Annotated in this window: 17 protein-coding genes; 11 read left to right on the top strand and 6 right to left on the bottom strand. The window is 49.2% G+C overall.

Features of this window, described 5'->3' with window-relative positions; all coding sequences use genetic code 11:
• Positions 1–309 precede the first annotated feature (309 nt).
• Genes AC3ITG_RS26430 through AC3ITG_RS26420 form a run of 3 tightly spaced genes read left to right on the top strand, consistent with a single transcriptional unit; the run spans position 310 to position 3,683 of the window.
• Complete coding sequence (locus tag AC3ITG_RS26430; protein WP_413373431.1) at positions 310–1,683, top strand: DEAD/DEAH box helicase; 1,374 nt, start codon at positions 310–312, stop codon at positions 1,681–1,683.
• Positions 1,684–1,710: 27 nt separating this feature from the next.
• The gene (locus AC3ITG_RS26425; RefSeq protein ID WP_076290881.1) at positions 1,711–2,463 is read left to right on the top strand and encodes an ABC transporter ATP-binding protein; all 753 of its coding nucleotides are present in this window, start codon (positions 1,711–1,713) and stop codon (positions 2,461–2,463) included.
• 2 nt (positions 2,464–2,465) lie between these two features.
• Entirely contained in the window at positions 2,466–3,683 is a 1,218-nt protein-coding gene (locus AC3ITG_RS26420; RefSeq protein WP_489251829.1) for an ABC transporter permease, read from the top strand.
• Positions 3,684–3,842: 159 nt separating this feature from the next.
• On the opposite strand, the gene AC3ITG_RS26415 is transcribed toward AC3ITG_RS26420, so the two are convergent.
• From AC3ITG_RS26415 to AC3ITG_RS26405, 3 genes are all read right to left on the bottom strand, one after another.
• Positions 3,843–3,974, bottom strand: a complete 132-nt coding sequence (locus tag AC3ITG_RS26415) for a YjcZ family sporulation protein (protein WP_236703600.1) — start codon at positions 3,972–3,974, stop codon at positions 3,843–3,845.
• A 282-nt stretch (positions 3,975–4,256) separates the two neighbouring features.
• A complete protein-coding gene (locus AC3ITG_RS26410) occupies positions 4,257–5,555 on the bottom strand; it encodes an aminotransferase class I/II-fold pyridoxal phosphate-dependent enzyme (protein WP_489251828.1) in 1,299 nt (432 codons plus the stop codon).
• A gap of 178 nt (positions 5,556–5,733) precedes the next feature.
• Positions 5,734–6,351: a pyridoxamine 5'-phosphate oxidase family protein gene (locus AC3ITG_RS26405; protein WP_489251827.1), complete on the bottom strand. Its 618-nt coding sequence runs from the start codon at positions 6,349–6,351 to the stop codon at positions 5,734–5,736.
• Between the two features lie 132 nt (positions 6,352–6,483).
• On the opposite strand from AC3ITG_RS26405, the gene pdxR reads away from it, so the two are divergent.
• Positions 6,484–7,944 (top strand): MocR-like pyridoxine biosynthesis transcription factor PdxR, encoded by a 1,461-nt coding sequence (pdxR, locus tag AC3ITG_RS26400; protein ID WP_489251826.1) that lies wholly within the window; start codon positions 6,484–6,486, stop codon positions 7,942–7,944.
• Positions 7,945–8,068: 124 nt separating this feature from the next.
• Positions 8,069–8,854, top strand: a complete 786-nt coding sequence (locus AC3ITG_RS26395; RefSeq protein WP_053783204.1) for a helix-turn-helix domain-containing protein — start codon at positions 8,069–8,071, stop codon at positions 8,852–8,854.
• 497 nt (positions 8,855–9,351) lie between these two features.
• Here the strand turns inward: AC3ITG_RS26395 and asd are convergent, their stop codons facing one another.
• Positions 9,352–10,143, bottom strand: a complete 792-nt coding sequence (gene asd, locus AC3ITG_RS26390) for an archaetidylserine decarboxylase (RefSeq protein WP_413373426.1) — start codon at positions 10,141–10,143, stop codon at positions 9,352–9,354.
• An 85-nt stretch (positions 10,144–10,228) separates the two neighbouring features.
• Positions 10,229–11,359 carry a YheC/YheD family endospore coat-associated protein gene (locus AC3ITG_RS26385; RefSeq protein WP_413373425.1) on the bottom strand — a complete coding sequence of 377 codons (1,131 nt, stop codon included), beginning with the start codon at positions 11,357–11,359 and terminating at the stop codon, positions 10,229–10,231.
• A 178-nt stretch (positions 11,360–11,537) separates the two neighbouring features.
• Here AC3ITG_RS26385 and AC3ITG_RS26380 point away from each other — a divergent pair, with 178 nt between their 5' ends.
• Together AC3ITG_RS26380 and AC3ITG_RS26375 are read left to right on the top strand one after the other, a co-directional pair.
• A complete protein-coding gene (locus AC3ITG_RS26380) occupies positions 11,538–11,687 on the top strand; it encodes a hypothetical protein (RefSeq protein WP_413373423.1) in 150 nt (49 codons plus the stop codon).
• A 109-nt stretch (positions 11,688–11,796) separates the two neighbouring features.
• Entirely contained in the window at positions 11,797–17,031 is a 5,235-nt protein-coding gene (locus AC3ITG_RS26375; RefSeq protein ID WP_489251825.1) for a WIAG-tail domain, read from the top strand.
• Positions 17,032–17,213: 182 nt separating this feature from the next.
• Here AC3ITG_RS26375 and AC3ITG_RS26370 read toward each other — a convergent pair whose 3' ends face one another.
• The gene (locus tag AC3ITG_RS26370; protein WP_449010897.1) at positions 17,214–18,779 is read right to left on the bottom strand and encodes a M4 family metallopeptidase; all 1,566 of its coding nucleotides are present in this window, start codon (positions 18,777–18,779) and stop codon (positions 17,214–17,216) included.
• 762 nt (positions 18,780–19,541) lie between these two features.
• Between AC3ITG_RS26370 and AC3ITG_RS26365 the strand changes: the two genes are divergently transcribed.
• From AC3ITG_RS26365 to AC3ITG_RS26350, 4 genes are all read left to right on the top strand, one after another.
• Positions 19,542–20,492: a glycosyltransferase family 2 protein gene (locus AC3ITG_RS26365; RefSeq protein ID WP_345940807.1), complete on the top strand. Its 951-nt coding sequence runs from the start codon at positions 19,542–19,544 to the stop codon at positions 20,490–20,492.
• Between the two features lie 62 nt (positions 20,493–20,554).
• Positions 20,555–21,670 carry a glycosyltransferase family A protein gene (locus tag AC3ITG_RS26360; protein ID WP_240343224.1) on the top strand — a complete coding sequence of 372 codons (1,116 nt, stop codon included), beginning with the start codon at positions 20,555–20,557 and terminating at the stop codon, positions 21,668–21,670.
• Positions 21,667–22,440 carry a glycosyltransferase family 2 protein gene (locus tag AC3ITG_RS26355; RefSeq protein ID WP_163761080.1) on the top strand — a complete coding sequence of 258 codons (774 nt, stop codon included), beginning with the start codon at positions 21,667–21,669 and terminating at the stop codon, positions 22,438–22,440. The genes AC3ITG_RS26360 and AC3ITG_RS26355 overlap by 4 nt, the downstream gene beginning before the upstream one ends.
• Positions 22,437–23,168, top strand: a complete 732-nt coding sequence (locus AC3ITG_RS26350; protein WP_449010903.1) for a sugar phosphate nucleotidyltransferase — start codon at positions 22,437–22,439, stop codon at positions 23,166–23,168. The genes AC3ITG_RS26355 and AC3ITG_RS26350 overlap by 4 nt, the downstream gene beginning before the upstream one ends.
• The last annotated feature ends 219 nt before the right edge of the window (positions 23,169–23,387 follow it).

Genomic DNA, 23,387 nt, shown 5'->3' with positions numbered 1-23,387 from the left:
AGGGCTATATATGTTCAACTAAACATTTACACGATAACGGAGAGGACAGAAATAACCTGAAGAAGCGAAGCTACAAGCTTTCTGCAAGAAAGCTACTTCGAAAGCATACACTTCGCCTAAAAGCTTTCTAAAAGAAAGCTACATCGGAAGCATACGCTATCCCCGGATTTCCCCTTTTCAAAAATGAATCAAAAAAATCTGGGGATAACAGCGATCGGAAGGTTGTTCTGTCATCGGAGTGTTAGTGTAAATATTTATTAGTTGAATGTATATAGCGTCATAACGAATAAATTTAAAGGATGGACATACATGACGAATCAAACATTTGCTTCAATTGGCGTAGAACAGGATCTTGAGGCTGTACTCGCCAGACATGGCATCAACGAACCTTCACCGGTACAGGCACAGACGATCCCGGTTATTTTGGAAGGTCGCGATGTGGTTTCGAAATCTCAGACGGGAACAGGCAAGACGCTCGCCTATCTGCTGCCATTGCTGCAATCGATCAAAAGTGATGTGAAAGGGACACAGAAGCTCATCATAGCTCCTACACAAGAGCTGGCGATGCAGATTGTACGCGAAGCACAGAGATATGGAGAAGAACGCAAAATTGGCGTTCTGGGGCTAATTGGCGGCGCCGCAGTAAAACGTCAGATCGAGAAGCTGCGTGAACACCCGGAACTGGTTGTAGGAACGCCAGGACGTCTGAAGGAACTGATCACGCTGAAAAAGCTGAAAATGCACAACGTCTCCACGATTGTTATTGACGAGGCAGACCAGGTATTCCAGCTCGGCGGGGTAAGTGACGTGGACTTCGTATTGCGCAGTGCTCTGCGCGACCGTCAGCTCATTTTCCTGTCGGCGACGATCGATGAACATACCGCAGGACTTGCGAAGCGGGAGATGAAAGAGCCGGTACAGATCGGAATTGAACCGGACCGGGCAACCGCGGCAGGACTGGAGCATTTTTATTTTGTGGAAGAAAACCGTAACAAAATTGATATGCTGCGACGTCTGGTTAGACAGTATAACCCGGATCGTGCCATTGTCTTTGTGAATGCTACCGAGGATATTGGCGAGGTTGAAGCGAAAATGAATCATCTGGGCTTCTCCGCAGCTGCGCTGTATGGAGATGCTGACAAAGTGACCCGCAGCAACGTGCTATCTGCATTCCGCAACGGCAAACTGCAACTGCTGATCGCGAGCGAGGTTGCAGCCAGAGGACTGGATATTGAAGGTTTGCCGATGGTCATTAACTATGACCCTGCATTTGATTCGGAACACTATGTTCACCGTGCAGGAAGAACAGGTCGTATGGGGCGTAGTGGTATCGTGTTGTCGATCGTGGACGAAACGCAAATTTTCATTATGCGCAAGTTTGCGCGGGAACTAGGAATCGAATTGCCGGAACGTGTATTGTTCGGGGGTAAAGTGCTGGAGGCTGATCCTCGTCCGGATACGCGGCCTGAAGGGCATTCTTTCTCCAGAAAACCAGGGCAGTCCCGGGATCGTAAACCAGGTCAGGCCAGCCGCAATGGCGGCGCCAGAACTGCTGCTCCGAATCAACGTCCGGCGGGCGGCAAGCCAGCTGGCAATACAGGCAGAACAGAACGGGACCAGGATCGCAAGAACAAGGGCGCTCCCAAATGGAGCAAAGGTAAAGAGCCACGCTCTGAAGAATAAAACCTGACGAAAGAGGTGCAGGGATAGATGGATAACGTTCAACCACCCGTATTGAAAATCAACGGGCTAAGCGGAGGATATAGTGCCAAACGGCCCGTCCTCCATGGCATCGATCTTGAAGTTGGGCGCGGAGAAATGGTCGGACTGATCGGATTAAACGGTGCTGGAAAAAGTACTACGATGAAGCATATTTTAGGATTGATGACCCCGCAGCAGGGAGAAGTGCGGGTCATGGGCAAGAAGCGGGACGAAGACCCACAGGTATATCAATCCGCCATGGCCTTTGTACCGGAATCTCCTGAGTTGTACGACGAGATGACAGTCATGGAGCATCTGGAGTTTACGGCCAGAGCATATGGTGTTTCTGAGGCTGATTTCAAAAAGCGTACGGAGAAACTGCTGGACTTGTTCCGAATGAATGAGAAAAGTACAAGTCTGTCGACCCACCTGTCCAAAGGTATGCGGCAAAAGGTCATGATCATGTGTGCTTTTGTGGCAGGTCCGCCTCTCTATATCATTGATGAGCCTTTCCTGGGACTTGACCCGCTCGGAATCCGCTCTTTGCTTGATTTTATGCTCGAAATGAAGGCATCGGGATCATCCATTTTGTTGAGTTCACACATTCTGTCCACAATTGAAAATTACTGTGACCGTTTTATTGTCCTGCACCGAGGACAGGTCATTGCTCAAGGGACGCTAAATGAGCTGCGTACTCAATTCGGGGAATCGAATGCCACGTTGGAGCATATGTTCTATTCCCTTGTACAAGGCAGGGATTAAGCATGGATCTCAAGCAGCTATGGAAGCAAAGACGCACGGGATTCTGGAATGGAATTCTTCCTTATCTGGGTTATGTCATTCAGAGTGGCGTAGCCATGGTTTTCTTATTTCTCGTCATTGCGTTCTCCGCCTGGTATACATCGTTTGTACAGCACATTCCGGCGGGATTTCCGATTCGCTGGATTACGTTGCTGTTGCTGGCACCACTGGTGCTGTTTAGCAGTTATCGTACATATCTGCATCCGGCAGACATCGTATTTTTACGTCCGCAGGAATATCGGATGCACGAATATCTGAAAAACAGCTTCGCTCGTGGCATTATCTATAAAACCTTGGGCATGCTGCTCGTATTTGTTACGTTGTGGCCGCTCTATGTTCGTGCAGATCAGGATGCAAGGCCATTTGGCTGGTTTATCCTGCTTCTCCTGTTGTGGAAAGGGCTATCGAGCTATGGGGCTTGGCAAGAACTGCGCATGGTGCAAATCGGTGCTGCTAGAGGGTATCGTTTGCTCCGATGGGCATTGGCTCTATTGGCGATTGCCGCCTGGTTGTGGCAGCCTCCACAGCGCAGCATCTGGTTCCTGCTGCTGCTGGCTGTTGTATATATCGTTGCCCTGCGTATCCCTCTGAAACATCGGGTTTCATGGGACCGTCTCATTCAGGTGGAGCAGGGCCAGGCTGGACGAGTGATGCGCACGCTGGGATGGTTCGTAGATGTGCCTTCATCAGGCCAAAGAGTAAGTTCTCGCCGCTGGCTCAGCAAATGGGGGAGTGGCCTCCCGTGGAATGCAGGGAAAGCCTATCGCTATCTGATCACCAAAACGTTCATCCGAACTGAAGTGTTCTCTATCGTAGTGCGCTTGGTCGTACTGGGTATGTTGCTGTCCTGGTGGACGGCAGGCAGTTATTTCGGTATTGGTGTATACCTGTTCTTCCTGCTGCTTGTGGGTGTGCAACTGGGTGCACTGCGTCGCAGTCATGGTGAATCGTTCTGGATTATGATTTATCCCATCTCGGGAGAGAGTCGTCGTTCCCAGGTGCTGGGGTTCATCTCAAATCTGCATGCACTGACTGCCTTGCTCATGTGGCTGCCGATGCTGGTTGCGGGATGGAATGGACTGAGCATGACCGGAGCAGCACTGGTCCTTGGTGTGCTGGTCATTTACTTGATGCGACGTTCTCAGGGCAACAAGTGGTTGAAGGAAGAAGAGGATGAATGAACGGTCGAGCGTCTGACTAGTTAACGTTCAATGGCAACGCCGACTAGGGACGCTTGCGTAACATAACAAAAGAAGGGTATTCCGAGCTGTATCCCGGAATACCCTTCTTTGTGCTACAGTCAGCTTACCTTGTTCCGACTCCTGGTGAGGACGTATGAACTAACAGAGGAACGATTTTGTGATAATGACGAGCAAGATGAACAGAACGAGAATGGCACCTGTATTTGTAAATCCTCCTCCGTAACCGCCGCATCCATAACCGCCTCTTGTTTCTTCAACTACTCCAGACATGGTCATTCCCCTTTCAAGTGGTGTTGGGCACGCCCTTGCGTACATCGTATATTATGTGCTTTGGGGATAGGCTGATTGGGCCGTTGCCCGGTAGAGCCTGAAAATCATCGTTTTGGGCATTTGCCCGTCAAGATAGCCGTGTACGTTTTCAAAGCGGAACACAAAATACCCCTTTATATCGAGAGACATTCATCACGATACAAAGGGGGTCATATTTGTCAGGAAACGAATGCAAGTCCGCTCCCTGACTTATTTATTTGGATAAGCATTACTGTATATAAATTAAGTTGTCTGTAGATCCAAAACTCCACGATAGATCGTATCGAACAGATCTTCCAGTCCGGATTCTTCAATACAGGAGAAGGCAATCCGAAGATCAGCCTCACCCAGAGCAATGGTACCGACGCCGTATTTCTGTAGCAAATGGGTCCGGAGTTGCTCTGCGCCCACATCCTTCAGCTTCAGACACATAAAGTAACCGGAGTTGAACGGATAGTAATCCCATACCTCACCGTATTTATCGCTATCGAGGATGGCTTTTACTTTGTTGGCGCGGCCTTTCATGATTTCAAACTTTTCCAGCTTCTGTGCTTCGAACTCAGGTGCCTTCAGCGCATCCAGTACAAAAGTTTGGGAAGGATGCGGACCACTGGAGATGGTTGCCCGGATAATACCGAGTGTTTTTTGCTCCAGAGCATGGAGAACTGCAGCATCTTCATGGGCGTACGTGATGAATCCAACGCGGAAGCCCCATACGAATTCTTCCTTCGTGGCACCGTCAACTTTGACAGTCAACACACGTGGGTGGAGGTTCGCCAGTTTGCCAAACAGGGATTCGTGAATGGAATCTTCGAAAAAGAGACCAAAGTAGGCATCATCTGTCACAGCAACAACGTTCACACCAGCCTCAGCCGCTTGAAGAATCGTATCCACGATCGCATCTGCTTCTTCGGCTCCAGGCGTATAACCTGTCGGGTTGTTCGGGAAGTTCAACAGCACGATCGCTTTGCCTTTGTCCTTCTGCGCAAGCAACGCTTCGAGTAGGCCTGCACTGTTGAAGTTCAATTGATCATCGAACAGGGGATAATGAACTAACTCGCCGTGACGACGAATTCCGAAGGTCAGCTCGTAATTTTCCCAGTTTTTATCCGGATATATAATAGCGTCCCCTTCTTCGGCGAACAGGTCGGCTACGATACTCAGTCCATGAGTTAATGCATTAGTCACAATGGGATTACCAAACGTTTTACCTTCAAGGGAAGGTGTCTCCTTCAGCATCTTGTCTCTCCATACGGTCCGCAACTCAGGCTTTCCTGCAGGCGGAGCGTAAGGGTACAAATCCTTCGGTTGGTATGCGGACAGCTTATCCTGAATAACAGCTAAGTGCATTGGCACACCGCCCTCAAGAGCAATACCAATCGTAGCATTGTAGGTTTTGGCCAGACTTGCTGCTTCAGCAGACTGACTCAAGATACCTTCTTTTGGAAAATAGATTTCTTTGCCGAGCTGCGACAGCATGGAGTAGACGTGACTGCTGCCTGCCTGAATACTTTCGTTCAACTGTTCAGCCAGTGGATTCATTCTTTTCATCCTTCCAAGTCTTTGGGATTCAACTGCCTAACATTATAACACCTTGCCTTGCCCCCGTCACGGAAATTACGCATAATGACAGTTTTATCACTTCACCGCGTTGTTGCAGGTGTTTTTGAGTTAGGTTAATGTCACTTTTCTCGTTTGATTATACTATGGAAAATGAACGTTATTTCTGATGAAAAGGACAATATTTCCGCATCATTTCGGCAGTTTCCGCATCTCGTCCTTCGTTACGCTGTTCCAGTTCGCCGCTAATATGATCAAAGCGTTCGGACGAGAGGTTCTGTCCAAATTTGAACTTGGCACTCATTCGTTCAGGAACAATGCGGACCACTGCAACGGCTTTGAGATTACCTTTATAGCGGGGATCAGCTGCATCAATGGGGATATATCCGCCCTGCGGCTGGAGTTTCTCCATGAAGCGTTGCAGAACCTTGCCCTTGATGTCCAAATCCTGAATCGGCTCTGCCTGACCGAATGCCATTACACTTTTGAAAAAAGAGGTTGCCGGACAAGCTAACTCCGGATCACTGAAATAAGATGGAATCAGGGAAAACTCTTCTGCCACGGTAAAACTGACAGAGGAATCCTGCTTGATCTGCTTCATCTTCTCTCCGGCAAGACTGCCGTGGAAATAAAAACAACCATCCATATATACGAAGTTTAGCGGTGTCACCCGTGGCTGCCCATCCGGACTGACCGTTCCCAGGAAACCAAAGGAGCATTGGTCCAGAAATGTTATCATTTCCTGCTCTTCATCTACATTGAATTCTTTTCTTCTCATCGTTGTTCCCCCTTGAAAGGCATGTGGATTAGATCGCTGTACTTTAGCCATAACAATAGAACCTACATTGACATATAAAAAGATCCAATTTACATTCACTTTAATAGACCAATTTTTCAGAAAAAGAGGTGCATGATGGAATTGTGGCTGCCTATGGATTCATACGAGCTTCAACACCGCTACAAATACGAGGCATTGTACCATGCTTTGCGTGATGCCATTCATGCTGGGACGCTGGTTGGAGGCACAAGACTGCCTTCCACCCGAGAGCTGGCACGTCAATATGAAATGTCACGCGGCTCCGTAGCCCAGGTATATGACATGCTGCTCGCCGATGGTTATGTGCGGGCACATAGGGGAAGAGGAACTTTTGTTTCGGACACCATAACAGCGCAGGAACATGCGGAACAGGAGGCAATCATTCAACTTTCTCCATGGGGAGAGCGGGTGAGTAAGCTGAATATCCAGAATCAAAAGGAGAAACTGTCAGCCCTTGACCGGGAGCAAAGGGTCATCAACTTCCATGTACAGCGTATGCCAGCCGAGCATTTCCCACAAGCGGAATGGAAAAGTGCGCTGGCCGCTGTTCATCGGAGCGGATCGCATGAACGAAGTGGTGCTGCCGGAGACCCTGAACTGCGTGAGGCCATCGCATCACATCTGAGGTGGACACGGGGCATCCAGGCTGAGGCATCACAGATTGTGCTGTTTAGTGGTTCCATGCAGGGCATCACTTTGCTGGCACAGCTGCTTATCCCTGAGGGGGCCGCTGTCGTATTGGAAAATCCGGGATATCAGGGAATTGCTCATGCCGTTAAGTCCTGTGGAGGAAAGATTATTCCAGCGGAAGTAGATACCGGGGGGATTATTCCGCAGTCCTGGGAAGCACAGACGTTATTTGTGACACCAACCCGCCAGTTTCCTACAGGAGCTGTTCTAGGTCTGGACAGACGGAGAGCCATACTTGAATGGGCCTCGGAGCGAAATGCCGTCATTATTGAAGATGATTATGATAGTGAATTTCGCTGGGGAGGTAGGCCGATTGAACCGCTCAAAGTACTCGATCGTGAACAACGGGTCATCTATGTCGGATCGTTCTCACAAACGATGGTTGCATCCTTCCGGCTTGGTTATGCGGTTCTGCCACCCAGTCTGGTGCAGCCACTGATCGCTGCAAAAGCACTATACGAACCCGTACCTCCTGCCCTTCTGGAGCAGCGTGCACTTGCGAAGTTTATGGCCCGAGGAGGGTATTTGCGCCATCTAAGAAGGTTAACCCGTCTCTACGGGGAACGGCATGCTTATTTTGTCAATGAGATGAAGCGGGAATTACCGGAACCCTTCATCATGCAGCCTGGGGATGCTGGATTGCATATTTATGCTGCATGGAAAGGGAATATCGACAGTTACGAGCGGTTCAAGGCACTGGCTCAGGAAGAAGGTGTCGTATTCCGCGATGCGGTGCGTTATCGGCTGACTCCTGGTCCTCCGGCTGTGTGTTTTGGCTTTGCACATCTGGAGAAGGAGGAGATTCAAGAGGGGATAAGGCGAATGAGGTTAGCATGGGAGAAGTGCACATTTTCGTTTCGGTGAATTCCGCTGTATAATGGAATAAGGCGTTTCGCTCCAGCAGGAGCAGAAATCATATATAGACACATATCGCATCATTATTGATGCAGTATGCAAAAGAGATTAACTTTCAAGGGGGAGTGGCGACATGCTGCAGGCATCGCCGTCATCTTTTGTTATTTTGCCCGCCGTCGCCAAAATTGTCTGCGAACCGGGATGGAAGTGGCAGAAGCGGGAAAAACCGATGCAAAACTATGACTTATTTTATGTATGGAGTGGTGAAGGGACCGTTGTGCTGAATGACCGGTCGTATGAAGTTGGCAAGGGTAGTTGTTTTCTGTTCAGGCCAGGCGATCATCCTACTGCAACACATAATAAGCAAAAACCGTTGGTACTTACGTATATTCATTTTGATGTAGATATACCCGTTAATGATGTTCCCCAGTCCTATCGTGAGGTACTGGAAACGGTGGAATTTGAGCACTTGCTGGCTCGGTATGTAAGACTGTTCCTATCCGATGTATATGGGCGGGATGAAGAGAGCCGGCTGATTCTGAAACAGTTGATGATTCATTTGCTACGTGCAGATACAGAAGCTCCTGTGGAGAAAAAGGTGAGCAACCAGTTGTCTGATGTCATCCAGGAGGTTGCTAACTATGTTCGTCAACATCCGGGGATAACACATCGCGTGGAAGACCTCGCTGCAAGGGCTGGATTATCGCCTCGATACTTCTCGATCAAGTTCAAGGAATTGATTGGTTCGTCCGTGCAATCCTATATCATCCGCATGCGCATTGAGCGGGCTGAGCATCTGTTGGTGCATACCGGCATGAATGTAACCGAAGTGGCAGATGCCCTTGGGTACCGCGATATCTTTTTCTTCAGTCGTCAGTTCAAGCAGTACACCGGCAAAAGTCCGTCGGAGATCCGTTAGGGCCTCTCTGTCCGGTAGAATATGGCAACGTTTCAATTCTGGGAAGCGGGGGTAAGTATGTAGCATTCCAGACGATCGAAAGGGGGAACTTGTGATGAACGGAAAACGTCGGGTCCGCAACCGGGGATGCTCTATCAGGGGCTTTAATATTTTCCGGAACCGTCTGCGCCGCTCCAAACCGGCAGAGGAAATGCAGGACGTATGGTTTTAAGGAACGGTCAGAAAACCAATATGACGAAGCTTAGCTTCGTATTGCATGTATAAATGGAATGGGAACGGTAATCATCCTGACTTCTACATAGCTCTGAAGCGGATAATCGGATTCTCTGATCGGCAAAAGGTACTCATAGCCTGGACACTTTACCCTAAAAAGGTGTTCCGGCTGTGAGTACCTTTTTATATTTTTTTATATAGGTCAAAGTTCTGTGTAATCTCTTTCTTGAGATCTGAAATTAAAAAAGATGACTCCTGTTATTCAGGAATCATCTGCGCATTGCTCAATGGATTGGTTTTAACCGACCGAGCAATTCTCCCATTTTGACGGAGTCGCCAGGCTGCAAGCCTGGGTCCGGTTCGAATGTGCCGCTCTGTGTTAACAGTACGACGGTGGAACCGAATTCAAAATATGCGAGATCATCGCCTTGTGCCCATGAACTTACATCCGTACCAGCGTACTGTATGCTGCTCACATTCATTGCGCCTACTTTCACGACAGCAACTTCTCCATAATCATGAGCAATATACGTAATGAGCCGTTCGTTCCGACTCAGCACCGATTTCATATGGGTCAGACCAAAATCATTTACGGGATAAACCTTGCCCTTAATATGCTCACTCTCAATGCGGCGACCGCTAACAGGCGCGTGAATGCGGTGGTAGTCGCGTGGGCTGAGATACAGGACAAAGGCATAACCGTGCTTGTACTTCTCCAGATGTGGTGAGTGGTTTAATAATTCAGCAAGTGTATAATTTTGTCCCTTAACATTCAGGAGCGTTCCAGCAGATACAGGACCGGCTGCCGTGATTTTGGCATCTACCGGACTGATCAGTGCATGTTCTGAAAGTTCAAGCGGGCGCATGCCCGGTTTAAGTTTACGGGTAAAGAAATCATTCAAAGAACGATATTCCTTCCAGTCTTTCTCAGCTTCCTGAACAGGGATGTCGTAGGTCCGGACAAAATAAGGGATAAATGCCTTGCTTCCCCGGCTCTTGGAGAAGGCTCCCACAGTCCGGGAGATCCATTTGCGAGAAGAAAGCTCGGTCATTAACCGCAACAGCGTTTTTGCCATGAATATCCCCCTTAGGGTTAGTGCGAACTTCAAGGCCGGCAGGACCGGCCGTTCTGCATAATATTGACACAGAATGCCCACGAAATCAATATAGGCCACGATCATACGTCTGGGGTTGCCGCGGTATGCGCGAATTCTGCTCCAGCAGGAGACGTCCGTAAGCCATGGGTTGCCGGTAGCTGGCTTTCCAATGCTCCTTCATCCCGGCCTTGCGGAAACCGTAGCGCTGATCCCTTCCGTTGCATTCGATAAAATAAATCTGGCCCTTCTCTGTTATGCCCAGATCAAGTCCAAGGTCCGCAAGATGTGGCAGGCTCGAAGCCAGAGTCCGTGCGATTCGGAGTCCGACAGACCGGATTCTGGCCTCCAGTTCAAGTACATGCCAGTCTGTTGTCTCCAAGTCAACGGCTTCAGCCAGCGTCAGGACTTTGCTGCCTTGGGCGATATTCGTGACAAACGTATGAGCCGGAGCCACCTTGGCGAATATGCCCGTGATCCCCCACAAACCGTCACTTCCACGTTGCACAGATACCCGCAGATCTACGGGTCTTCCTTGATAACGAACCAGAGGTATACGCTCTTCAATGAGATAGGCATGACGGAAAATACGGCGCAGGGTGGCTGATGGCAGTTGTCCCTTACTCAGTCGAAAGGTGGCCCATCCCTTACGTGAAGTCCTTGTCTCACATGTCAGTTTCCATTGACCATCCTTTTGGAAAATCCGCATGATGCCGTGACCGATGCTTCCGCTGCATGGCTTGATCACCAGATCATCGTAATGTTCCATCATATATGCCAAAGACTCAGGTGTAGCTTTGACCGCGCGGGGGAGATGTTGCCTGAGACCGGGGTCCTGATAAAGCATCTCGTGAATGTGGTCTTTGCGGTATCGATTACGTACATTGTATACCTGTATGCCCTGCAACAGCAGTTTGGTCACCTGATGCTGCTCCGTACGGCGAAGCTGGAGAGCCCGGTTATGAATAACGGAGGGCAATGGCATCCTTTGACGAACGTATATGCCCTCTTTTTTTACATAAGCAAAACAGGTTTTGTTGTCCGAATCCACATCCTCCAGCCGCAAAAAACAAGGGGTTAATCCATAACAGGCCGCTGCCTGTTCATAATTCGCGAGTGATTCCTGACCCGTCCTTCCAGCCGGTATCCCCCGGTACATGCGTGAATCGAACATAATGCCGATCGTTTCTTGTAGCATGACCGTTCCTCCTTCAATGTTATCGCGACCATGGATCATCCATTCATGGAATGCCGGCCTGTCACCGCATGATGGACATCACGATAACGTAGACCGGAATCATGATGCATCGATATGCACCGACATGTTCTTGTTAGCCTTCCGCTTCCGTTCAATCCAGATAGAGGCGGGTTTTACAGTGCGGATTGGAAGTCATTTTACGGATTTATACGAAATGCTTATGGAGTATCGTATGACATTGCTGGATCAAGGGCGTGGACAGCCGCCTTTCATCTATAGCCGGGCACAGCCTATTTCGCCATGGACAGGTACATCATTCGCATGTTGACTCCTACATTCATCCAATGTTATCAGCAAAAGTCGTGATTTGAAGTGGCAGATGCCTATATCGAAGCATATGATGCCGGAGACGAACGTCAGAGGAAGGAGCTAGCTGCATGAGTAAAAAAGGCAATAAGAAGGTTCCTACGCCGAAACTGCGGCATGTGAGTCCCAAATTTAAGGAACTGGAACTGACCAATCGACGGTCAGATACAATGAACTCAGGTTTCACTCTGAATAGGGAAGAACGCTTGAATACAAATAAACGAGTTTCGAGGGCCATTCAGGCATCAGAAGATTTCCTATCCGAATCAACGGAACTACCTGCTACAACGAACGAGCTGGAAGACCTAGAGATCGTAGACAAAATCATCAAGCCGGAACCCGTAGAGTCTGATAGCAAGGAAGTCGAGACGCAAGATAGCCCGGAAAAGCAGATTCAGGTCAGCAGCGTGGCTCCGCTTGCTCTGGAAGAAGAGCAGGGCATCAACAAACAGGAGACAGTAAGCAAGGACCGGCTGCAGATCCTGAACCAGAACCAGATGCCGGGTCATACCGGACACTATATCTACACGGATGACTTGAGTGAATTTGCTGTTACGGAGAGCAAACTGGCTCCGTTCTCTGTGGACGCTTCCAAGCTGAAACCGGATGCGGTCGGCAGTGAAGCATTGCAGGATTATGCGGTGACCAGCATTCACATTGCAGACGGGGCAATTGTTTCCGCGAAACTTGCGGAAGCGTCTGTATCCGAGGAGCACCTGATTGACGGCTCCGTGTCCGGTCACAAAATACGAAATGCTTCTATTGCTGGTGAGAAAATCAGAGATGGCAGCATTACTTCTCAGAAGCTTGGCAACCAGGTAATCGATTCAGCCAAAATTGCCGACGGTTCCATCGGCACAAGACATCTCAGCCGCATGCTGGTTACGGAAGAATTAATCAAGAATCATTCTGTAACTGGAGACAAGATCGCGATTAGCGGCGTGGATACAAGGCATCTCACGGGAGGAGCTGTGCATACCTCCAAACTGGCTGACGATGCGGTGACTACATCCAAAATTCGTGAAGGTGCTGTCACAGGCAGCAAAATCGAAGAACTATCCATCGAGTCTCACCATATTCAGGCAGGTGCTGTTAAACAGACACATCTGGCAGAAGGGGCTGTCGGTCGTTCACAACTATCTAATGGCAGTATTGGAAGTGACCAGATTGAGGATGGTTCCATACAAACAAGACATTTAGCTGAGGGTTCGCTAAGTGGAAGACATCTACTGGACGGTTCAATCGGTTCAAGCCAGATTCGCGCTCATGCAGTTGGCAAGGAGCAGATTGGCAATGGAGAAGTGGGCAGTGAGCATTTGACGGAAGGTGCAGTAACCAGCAGCAAACTGGCAGACCAGTCTGTTGGAACAGCAAAATTGCTGGAACAGTCAATTACGGCCTCCAAGATCTCTGATCAGAGCGTCATTTCTTCCAAAATTGCGGATGAAGCCGTACAGGGTAAACATCTTGCCAAAGGGTCTATTCGTGCGGAACACATTGCGAATCGTGGAATCACGCCGGTACATGTGGACAATTCCGCAATTCACTCCATTCACATTGCAAGTGGAAGCATCGAGGCAACCCATCTATCTACTGGAAGTGTGTCCGGAGATGCTCTCGCAGATGGCGTGGTGTCTGAGCGGCATCTTGCAGAGTCGGCCGTAGGTACGTATGAATTGCAGGAGGCTGCCGTTACAGACGTTAAGCTCGCGGATGGAAGTGTGACAACAGAAAAACTTGGAACGGCATCGGTTAGCAGCAGAGTGCTTGCCCCGGGAAGTGTCATATCCTCGCATCTTGCGAGCGGTGGAGTCACAGGTACACATCTGGCTCCAGGCAGCGTGGGATCCGAGGCCCTGAGACCTTATGCAGTGAAATCGGAGCACCTGACAGAACATGCCGTAGGTGTACCTCATCTTCAGCCGGGCAGTGTTGAAACGGACGCTATTGCACGGGCGGCGGTCACAGCAGACAAATTGGCTCCTGGTAGTGTAACTTCAGTCCAGCTGGCTGGTGGGTCCATTTTTCCGCCACATCTGGCAGATCATGCGGTTACCTCCCCCAAGCTCTCACCAGAGAGTGTTGCTACAGATAAACTGGCGGATTTTGCTGTCACGTCAGCTAAATTGGCAGACGGCAGCGTAACTTCTTCCAAGATTATGGCAGAAAGCATTAACGCCAAACATATTCCAGCAGGAACCATTCGCGGTTATCACCTGAAGCAGCATGCCGTTTCACTGGAACATTTGTCGGAGGAAATACGTTCACCAGAATTATTCGCCGATGGCAGTATTACTGGCAACAAACTGCGGCATGGGTCCGTAACTGCGGATCATTTGACAGCAGACTCGGTATCCGGGACAGAATTACAACAGGCTGCTGTAGGTAGCGAGCACTTGCAGCCATCCGTTGTGCAATCCGTCCATCTGGTTGAAGGAAGCGTGAAGTCTGAGCATTTGGGAGCTCAAGTAGTGAGCTCACAGCATCTGAAGGCAGATATCATTCATGAGGAGCATATTGCTGAACAGGTGGTCACATCCCATCACTTGGCACCTGGATCTGTCGAAACAGACCATCTGGCACCTTTATCAATTACAGCGGCTCATCTTCAGCCAGGTTTGATCAGTGGTTTGCATCTTCAGGCAGAGTCGACAAGTGCTGTTCACCTGCAGCAAGGAGCTGTACATTCTCGTCATATTCAAGATGGTGAGATTCTTCCTCATCATATCCATGAACGCAGCATCGGAACGTCTCATCTGGAAGAAGAAGCGGTAAGTACGATTATATTACAGGATGAGTCTGTAACACGCTCCAAACTGGCGAGTGGTAGTGTTGATGGCAGCAAATTAGCCGCAGGCACAGTATCGGCTACCCACATTGCAGACGAAAGTGTGCAAACCCGCCATATCCAAGAAGGAGCAATTCTTGCTGATCATATTCAAGAGTGCAGCATTGGCTCAATTCATCTGGATGAGGAGTCAGTAAGTGCGGTTCATTTGCAAAATGGATCTGTAACGAGTGACAAACTGGCGGACGGCAGTATAAACGGCAGTAAATTGCTCGAAGGTACGGTATCGGGGATCCATATCGCATCCGAAAGCGTGCAATCCGGGCATATTCAGGAAGGGTCCATCCATGCTGACCATATTCAGGAGCGAAGCATAGGCACAACCCATCTGGAAGAGGAAGCAGTAAGTGCGATTCACCTGCAAAATGGGTCCGTCATAAGTGCCAAACTCGCCGACGGCAGTGTAAACGGCAGCAAGTTGCTCGAAGATGCGGTGTCAGGGGTCCATATCGCGTCCGAAAGTGTGCAGTCCCGCCATATCCAGGAAGGAGCGATCCTTGCTGACCATATTCAAGAGCGGAGCATAGGCACATTTCATTTGGAAGAGGACGCAGTAAGTGCCATTCATCTGCAAAATGGATCTGTAACAAGTGCCAAGTTAGCCGACGGCAGTGTAAACGGCAGCAAGTTGCTTGAAGGAGTGGTATCGGATATCCACATTGCAGACGATAGTGTGCAATCCCGTCATATTCAGGAGGGAGCAATCCTTGCTGGTCATATTCAAGAGCGCAGCATAGGCACAGCCCATTTGGAAGAGGAGTCGGTAAGTGCAATCCATTTACAAAATGGATCTGTTACGAGTGCCAAACTTGCGGACGGCAGTATAAACGGCAGCAAGTTACTCGAAGGTACGGTATCCGGGATTCATATCGCATCGGAAAGTGTGCAATCCGGGCATATTCAGGCGGGAGCCATTCATGCTGATCATATTCAGGAGCGGAGCATAGGCACATCCCATTTGGAAGAGGAAGCAGTAAGTGCGGTTCATCTGCAAAATGGGTCCGTAACGATTGCTAAACTGGCCGACGGTAGCATAAACGGCAGCAAATTGCTCGAAGATGCTGTATCGGGGATTCATATCGCATCGGAAAGTGTGCAAACTCGCCATATCCAGGAAGGAGCGATCCTTGCTGACCATATTCAGGAGCACAGCATAGGCACATCCCATCTGGAAGAGGAAGCAATAAGTGCAATTCATCTGCAAAATGGGTCTGTAACGAGTGCCAAACTGGTCGATGGCAGTGTGAGCAGCAGCAAATTGCTTGAAGATGCGGTGTCGGATGTCCATATTGCAAATGGAAGTGTGCAATCCCGTCATATCCAAGAGAGAGCGATTCATGCTGACCATATTCAAGAGCGCAGCATTGGGATCTCCCACCTCAAAGCGGAATCGGTAAGTGCGATTCACCTGCACAATGGTTCCATAACAAGTGCCAAACTGGCCGACAGCAGTGTAAACGGCAATAAATTGCTTGAAGGTGCGGTATCGGCTGTCCACATGGCAGACAAAAGTGTGCAATCTCGGCATATTCAAGATGGAACGATTCTTGCTGATCATATTCAAGAACGCAGTATTCGCACAACCCATCTGGAAGAGGAATCGGTAAGTGGGATCCATCTGCAAAATGGGTCCGTCACAAGTGCCAAATTGGCAGATGGTAGCGTGAACGGCAGCAAACTGAGTGAACAAAGTATTACCTCTAATCACTTGAATGCGGGCATTGTAGGTCCGGCGCATTTGAGCGAAGAGATATGGAATGCGATTCGTCAGTTCAGTGGAGAAACGCTGGGGCAGCTGGCAGCTATCAAAAGACAAGAGGCATTGCTTCAAGCAGAAAGTGAGGCTGTACAGCTATCACAGCAAGCAATCGTCGAGGCACTGCCGAGTGCTGGTCTGGAGGAAACACAGATTCACCAGACATCGAATCAGGAGCTGGGGGAACAGCAAGAGCAGCTGGGTCAGACGGAGCAGTGGATAGAGTCATTGGCAGATTCATTGACGACAGATGATACAGCTCAGACTAATCCGTCTTATATCGAACAGCCACAAGAGACTGGCAATATTGTAGAGTATAAGCTCGACCCTCAATCGGTTACGCAGGAACATTTGTGTGATGAAGCGGTGGGTAGCAATCAGCTGCAATCCGGAGCCGTTCAGGCCAAACATCTGGCATTCCAGCCTGTACGGAGTGTCAGCCGTCAGCCTGTCGTGCAGCAGTTCGGTATGGAGGCCTTTATATTGCCTGAGAATGAACAGAGCGTGGAAGTAACGGTAGCCTTTGAAGAGTCGTTTATATCAGAGCATTATGTGATTGTAGCCATGTGTAATGATCGGGGATTCCAGGTATCACTCCTCTCCCAGAGTGAGGATGAAGCCGTGCTGGAAGTGTCACGTACTGCAAGCTCCACACACACCTACGGACTGTTGTCATGGATTGCCGCTGGGCCTTCTGTGTAAAAGTGCGAGATCATGTGTCTTCATTCAAGATAACTGTAGAGGAATGATTTCACATGTTTAAATAGACAAAAGCGGTTCCCGGATATGTCCGGGACACCGCTTTTTTTCATATATAAGCTTGATCCGTTCGGACGATGAGGGGTGCCTGAACGATTGAATATGAGTTCAACAACGAATAATTCTTACAGTCCTACAGCTTGATAAGCTTTGGTAATTGCAGTAGCTTCAGCAGAAGTTGCTCCGTACAGATCTTTAGCGGCTTGGATTGTCGCTGTTTTGGCAGCAGCGAATTTGGATGTAGGCGTCAGATAGTTCACAAGTGTGCTGTAGAAAATCTGAATGGCTTTATCACGCCCGATTCCTGTTACAGTCACACCATTATGTGTGCCCCCTTGGGCTGCAAGATAGTAGGCTTTGTTGATGATACCGCTGTTGATATGAACACCACCGTTGTCGGATGTTCCGGTATAACGATCACTGTATTTGTCAGGTTGTCCATAGAGTGTAGGGTTGGACAAGGAGCGCAGTGCATCACCTGCAATGTTAGGAGTGTAGACATCGTCGCCAAGCAACCAGTTTTTGCTTTGAATCGTATTTCCGAAAATATCAGCGAAGGCTTCATTTAATGCGCCTGGCTCATTGCGGTACTCCAGATTGGCTGTATACTCAATGACACCGTGTGTCAATTCGTGGCCTACTACATCCAGATCGCCAGATAGGGAGCGGAAAGTCGTTCCATCACCGTCACCAAATACAATCTGTACTCCGTTCCAGAAGGCATTATTGTAGTTGGAGCCGTAATGCACCGTGGATTTAATTAGCAAACCGTTGCCATTAATACCGTTGCGGTTGAATTTGCTTTTGTAGAAATCATACGTGGCAGCAGCATGGGCGTGAGCATCTACGCCGGCACGATCAGTCCATACGTTATCTGAATCTGTCAGGAGTGTACCTGGAATGGAGGAACGATTGTTTGCAGTGTAAGTTTCAATGCCATTGCCGCGAGTGGTATCTTTCAGTTGGAAGGTACTGCCGGATTGGGTGGTTGTAAGGGTTTTGGTATCACCAAGTACACCTGTACCTGTTCCTGTTGCGAAATTGATGAGGTCATATTGAGATACGATACTGCCGTCAACGGCATTCACGAAATATTTGGTACGTAACGGGGCGGGGTCCAGCACATTGACTTCGGTAATGTAAACAAGGTAGGTTTGGCCATCTTCCTCATTGTGGTAAATGTTCAGTTCCGCTTCAGGGGTTTTCTGTGGTTCGCCAAGCTCTCCAACGCGGGAAGTGGCTTCTTCGGATGCAATCTTGATCGCATCTTCTGCGCTGATTTCAGCGACACCGTCATTAGGGATAGCTTGTTCTTCAATTGGTGGGAGATCTCCAAGTGCGGACGAAACCTGGCCAGTTTTGTCTAAGTGGATCGTTTGCTCGGCACCGTACACTGGAATTCCTTTAATGTACTGTTTCAGGCGGAAGTGTCGTACACCAGAGGTATCCGTAGTTCTTTTAATAATTTTGAGTTGGGATTTCACGTCGGAATTCAGGAATTGTTCCTGTTGTCCAAGGAAATTGAAGATTGTTTCGTCAGAGCCGCTGTTCAACTGGATACCCTCCTCAGAGGCATAAGGGGCCTGCAATGGAATGGACTGATCAGACAATGGAGCTGCAGCAGCAGAAGATACGGAAGCGAGCAAAAGAGCTCCTCCAAGAATTGTTGGCATAACTTTAGCAAATTTCATAGTAAACTCTCCCATTCTCAATATGATTTTTTTGGATAACACATGATTATGCCAATCTCGGCTGGAGTTCCGTCTGCAACTTGGGCAGCGCGGAGAGTGGGGCTGAATCTGAAACGTGGAATATGACAAGAAACGATAATGAACAAAGTCGGCAGAGCCTGTATGTTTGTGGTAGGACTTGTCAAAGGAGTACCGTTTATTCGGTTCAGCCATGAGGCTTAATCGTTTATTGTGGTTCCTCTCTCAGAAGCCAGGGGTCTTGTCCACTTGCGAAGCAGAAGATGTTCTTACGGAGCCGGGCTGTTCGTTCCGGGTTCACATAATAAAGCCTGAATTACGTATTGAACGGCATCACTCCTCTCAAGGTACATGCAACAGAGCAAAAACGGTCTCCTGTATCATCTTGTATGCATAAATTAACCTAAGGTCAATTAACAGGAATAAAAAAAGGGATTTTAAGGAACATTTGTTCCTTGTTAGGATTTTTTTGTCAATCCATTGCTTGCAACGTATATTATCACAATGTAAAAGTTTGGAAAAGATGCAATTTTAAATTTTTTTTAAAATTGTGTCTGAAGTAGGGGAGCCGTAGCATATTTCGCATTTTTTGACGAATCATGTCTAAATAAATGGATTGACTGATCCTGGTAGCAGACAGAACCTGCTCAGTTCAAGGACATACGCCGTTTCCACTGCTCCATGAATACATAGAATAACGTGTACTCCCTTTGCATGGCATTGATGTACACCCGGGAGGTGACTGTGTTGCAAAAACGCGGCAATACAGCTTTTTATGCAGCCAAATCGAAGCTGGTACAAAGAAAAGCGCAATTAAAGAAGCGTCGTTTGAAATCTGCTTACAAAAAGGGTACAAAGGCCTACAAGTACGTGATTCCACCCGTGGAGCAAACGGAATTGCCAGCATTCGGAGCTGAGCATGCGATGAGAGAGACACTCGCACAAGGTTCGACGGACTCGCATAACCCACTGCTTTCGGTCATTATACCTGCCATGAATGAAGAGCGAACCATTGGTGCAGTCGTCCGTCAGGCGCTGCGGATATGCCGTGATGCTGAAGTGCTTGTTATTGTGAATGGTTCCACGGATGGGACGGCAGCAGCGGCAAAAAGGGCGGGGGCACAGGTACTTCGTTATGCCGAGGCTTTGGGACATGATGGAGGCAGAAGAATCGGTGCAGCGGCAGCTCGTGGCAGGGTGCTGTTGTTCACGGATGCAGACATTCCAATTCCGGCAGAACATCTCGCGCCTTATGTGCGAGCGATTCTGGATGGGACGGATGTGGCGCTTAATGATTATAACGGACCGGTGGTGCGTATCCCTGTTCACCCTGTGGTAGAAGCCAAACATGTGCTGAACAGCATGCTTGCTAGACCTGATCTGCAAGGAGCTTCCATGACAGCCATTCCGCATGCATTAAGTCGCAGGGCACTTGAAGTGATTGGTACGGACACACTGGAGATTCCACCGTTGGCACATGCAAAGGCGGTTACCAGCGGGTTAAAGGTGCGTGCCGTTCATCATGTGCCTGTAGGTAAAATGAACGCAGTTCGAGTCAAGAAACGAAAAGGACCGGACCCGCTCAGTCAAGTGGTATGGAATGATCATCTGACAGCGATCAGGTGGATAACCGATACGCTTGGACCACGCGGAGGACATTCCGATCTGCAGCGTGTTCGTAGCCTGACGAGGTGAGCATGTTGCCTAAAACAAGCAAGAAACCTCGTCAAAAGATAGAACATGCTGGAGGTGAGGAAATGAAGGAGCGTTCAGGGCGTATCCGTCGTCAACGGACAGCAGGCAGACAAACAACACGGAACAGAGCCAGAACAATGGGCAGGAAGAGTCTGATTAAATCGCCGCTAAAGAGTTCGACAGCGAGCAGGTCGGCTACGAACAGCTCCGTATTGCATGAAGCATTCCGCGCAGGGCAACGGGCAGGACGCAAGGCGTTTGAAAATGAGCAATCGATTGAACAACATGCACGTTCAACATGGCAGGAGCATGAGGCTGCGATCTCAGTGGAGCTAAGGGGATATTCTGCTGCAATGCACGCAGGGAAAGCATTCATGCAGGGTTATGCTCATGCTGCAGGGCGTTCATTAAATATCATTCCACTTGCCCTGAGAAAACCTGCCGCTGCAGTCGTCTGTGCATGCAATGAGGAACTTACGCTGGGGCAAGTGCTTGTACAACTGAAACGGTTACCCCTGACGGATATCGTTGTGGTATTGAATGGAACAACGGACAACAGTCTGACACAGGTGCTTGAACAGCCTGGTATCACGCTGGTCTATGAACCTGATCGGGCGGGACATGATGTGGGCCGCGCCTTGGGGGCCAAGATGACGGAGGCAGAGACCCTTCTCTTTGTGGATGGGGATATGGTCGTCCCGGCGGAGCAACTCGCCCCGTTTCTGTATGCGGTCGACCGGGGAGATGATGTGGCGCTGAACAATCTTTCATCCCTGTTGCCTCCATTTGCTCGTCAGGATGAAGTGAGCCGCATCAAGGCATATCTCAACCGCGTGCTTAATCGTTCGGATCTGGGTTCTAATTCGTTGACGGCCGTACCTCATGCCCTTTCGCGTAATATGATCCAGATCGTAAAACCGGAGGCGCTGGCCGTTCCTCCCAAGGCGCAAAGTCTAGCCATCCAGCACGGATTGAAAGTGACTGCACCCAGTCAGGTGGATGTCATTCGTTCCAATCGCCTGCGTTCCACCAATACGGGCAGCGGCAACGAAGTCGCCAGATTGATCATTGGCGATCATCTGGAGGCGATTGCAAGCTGGCTGGATATGGGCGGCAATAAGTCACAAGCCCGATCCATATCCCGTGCTGAAGTGGCCTACAGGAGGAACGCCAGATGACACTGACGAGTATTATTATTCCGACGTACAATGGGTTGGATCTGCTGAAGCCATGTATCGATGCCATTCGAAAATATACCGATCATCATACATCTTATGAAATCATCGTTGTGGATAATGGCTCGGTTGATGGAACGGCAGCGTATTGTGCCCAGGAACGAATTCGCTTTGTCCGGTTACCGGAGAATCGGGGTTTCCCGGCGGCTTGCAATGCCGGGCTCCGCGCAGCCTGTGGTGATGAGCTGTTGCTGCTGAATAATGATGTTACAGTTACCACCCGCTGGCTCGATAATCTGCGGGCAGCACTCTACAGTGATGTAAACATTGGTATTACAGGTCCGGTGACCAACTATGCAAGTGGTATCCAGCAGGTGGAGCTTGAGTTCCGGGACATGGAACATTTTCAGGAACTGGCTGCTGCCAACAATATAGTCGATTCTTCCAGATGGAAGGAAGTCAGACGGATCGTCGGCTTATGTATGCTCATACGGCGAAGTGTGATGGAGGACATTGGTGTGCTTGACGAAGTCTATTCGCCGGGACACTATGAAGATGACGATTATTGCTACAGGGCCTGCCAGAAAGGGTATCGTTTGCTGGTATGCGGGGATGTCTTGGTACATCATCGCGGCAGCGCGAGTTTCCTAAAGACTGATCCTGTAGCATGGAAACAGTTGCTTGAGCGCAATCGATCCATTTTTATCAACAAATGGCATGTCGATCCCCTTAAATATATTGAGACATCCGATGAAGGAGGGATAGTGGAATGAAAGGTGTAATTCTTGCTGGCGGAACAGGAACACGACTGTATCCTCTCACCCGGCTGATTAACAAGCATCTGATTCCAGTCGGCAAGCATCCGATGATTATGTATGGCATCGACAGACTCCGCCAGGCAGGCATTGAAGAGATATTGATAGTGATCAACAAACATTCCGCTGGGTTATACACGGAGTATTTGGGTGGTGGAGCAGATCATGGCGTCAAGCTGACGTATCGGATTCAGGAAAAGGCAGGCGGGATTGCCGAAGCATTGGATCTGGCGACATCGTTTATCCTTCCTGGAGAGAAATTCGTTGTGCTGCTGGGAGACAATCTGTTTAGCGACGATTTGAAGCCTTATGTGGACCGGTATATGCAGCAGCCTGCGGGTACAGCTCGTGTTTTGCTCAAAGAAGTGGACGATGCACGGCGGTATGGGGTGCCGGTGTTTGATCCGCAGCATCCGGAACGAATCTCATACATTGAGGAAAAACCGAGTGATCCGAAGACCTCTTATTGTGTTACTGGCATATATATGTATGATGACCATGTATTCAACCTCATTCAGAACATTACACCTTCTGCACGCGGCGAACTCGAAATTACGGACGTGAACAATCATTATGCAGCAGCTGGAGGACTGGAATACGATATTTTGCAAAAATATTGGAGTGATGCCGGGACGTTCCAATCGCTTCAGGAAGCAGCCATCCGCATGAAGGGTCAACTGCCCTAAAATATATGCGCCTGATGCTGCCGCTGTGAGAGGTCCCATGAGAGCAGAACAACCTGCGCCGGAGCCGGAAGAATGCTCCGGCGCTTTGTGCAGCGGCGACACTCCTCGCGCATGCCAAGGGAGGGAATGCCGTGAGAGTAGCAAAACGCAGCGACTTGGGTAGGAAGAAGATACTGGGCGGTCATGCCGGCTCCTTGTACGTATCTGTGGGAGTGCAGC

It is taken from the genome of Paenibacillus sp. GL_099_B, assembly GCF_057835695.1.
Note: the sequence above shows the minus strand (reverse complement) of the source record. Positions and strands in the feature narration are given on the sequence as shown.

Excerpts from the sequence above, each read along its gene's own strand:
- AC3ITG_RS26430 (WP_413373431.1), top strand. The coding sequence starts at position 310 with ATGACGAATCAAACATTTGCTTCAATTGGCGTAGAACAGGATCTTGAG.
- AC3ITG_RS26425 (WP_076290881.1), top strand. The coding sequence starts at position 1,711 with ATGGATAACGTTCAACCACCCGTATTGAAAATCAACGGGCTAAGCGGA.
- AC3ITG_RS26420 (WP_489251829.1), top strand. The coding sequence starts at position 2,466 with ATGGATCTCAAGCAGCTATGGAAGCAAAGACGCACGGGATTCTGGAAT.
- AC3ITG_RS26415 (WP_236703600.1), bottom strand. The coding sequence starts at position 3,974 with ATGTCTGGAGTAGTTGAAGAAACAAGAGGCGGTTATGGATGCGGCGGT.
- AC3ITG_RS26410 (WP_489251828.1), bottom strand. The coding sequence starts at position 5,555 with ATGAATCCACTGGCTGAACAGTTGAACGAAAGTATTCAGGCAGGCAGC.
- AC3ITG_RS26405 (WP_489251827.1), bottom strand. The coding sequence starts at position 6,351 with ATGAGAAGAAAAGAATTCAATGTAGATGAAGAGCAGGAAATGATAACA.
- pdxR (WP_489251826.1), top strand. The coding sequence starts at position 6,484 with ATGATGGAATTGTGGCTGCCTATGGATTCATACGAGCTTCAACACCGC.
- AC3ITG_RS26395 (WP_053783204.1), top strand. The coding sequence starts at position 8,069 with ATGCTGCAGGCATCGCCGTCATCTTTTGTTATTTTGCCCGCCGTCGCC.
- asd (WP_413373426.1), bottom strand. The coding sequence starts at position 10,143 with ATGGCAAAAACGCTGTTGCGGTTAATGACCGAGCTTTCTTCTCGCAAA.
- AC3ITG_RS26385 (WP_413373425.1), bottom strand. The coding sequence starts at position 11,359 with ATGCTACAAGAAACGATCGGCATTATGTTCGATTCACGCATGTACCGG.
- AC3ITG_RS26375 (WP_489251825.1), top strand. The coding sequence starts at position 11,797 with ATGAGTAAAAAAGGCAATAAGAAGGTTCCTACGCCGAAACTGCGGCAT.
- AC3ITG_RS26370 (WP_449010897.1), bottom strand. The coding sequence starts at position 18,779 with ATGAAATTTGCTAAAGTTATGCCAACAATTCTTGGAGGAGCTCTTTTG.
- AC3ITG_RS26360 (WP_240343224.1), top strand. The coding sequence starts at position 20,555 with ATGAAGGAGCGTTCAGGGCGTATCCGTCGTCAACGGACAGCAGGCAGA.
- AC3ITG_RS26355 (WP_163761080.1), top strand. The coding sequence starts at position 21,667 with ATGACACTGACGAGTATTATTATTCCGACGTACAATGGGTTGGATCTG.
- AC3ITG_RS26350 (WP_449010903.1), top strand. The coding sequence starts at position 22,437 with ATGAAAGGTGTAATTCTTGCTGGCGGAACAGGAACACGACTGTATCCT.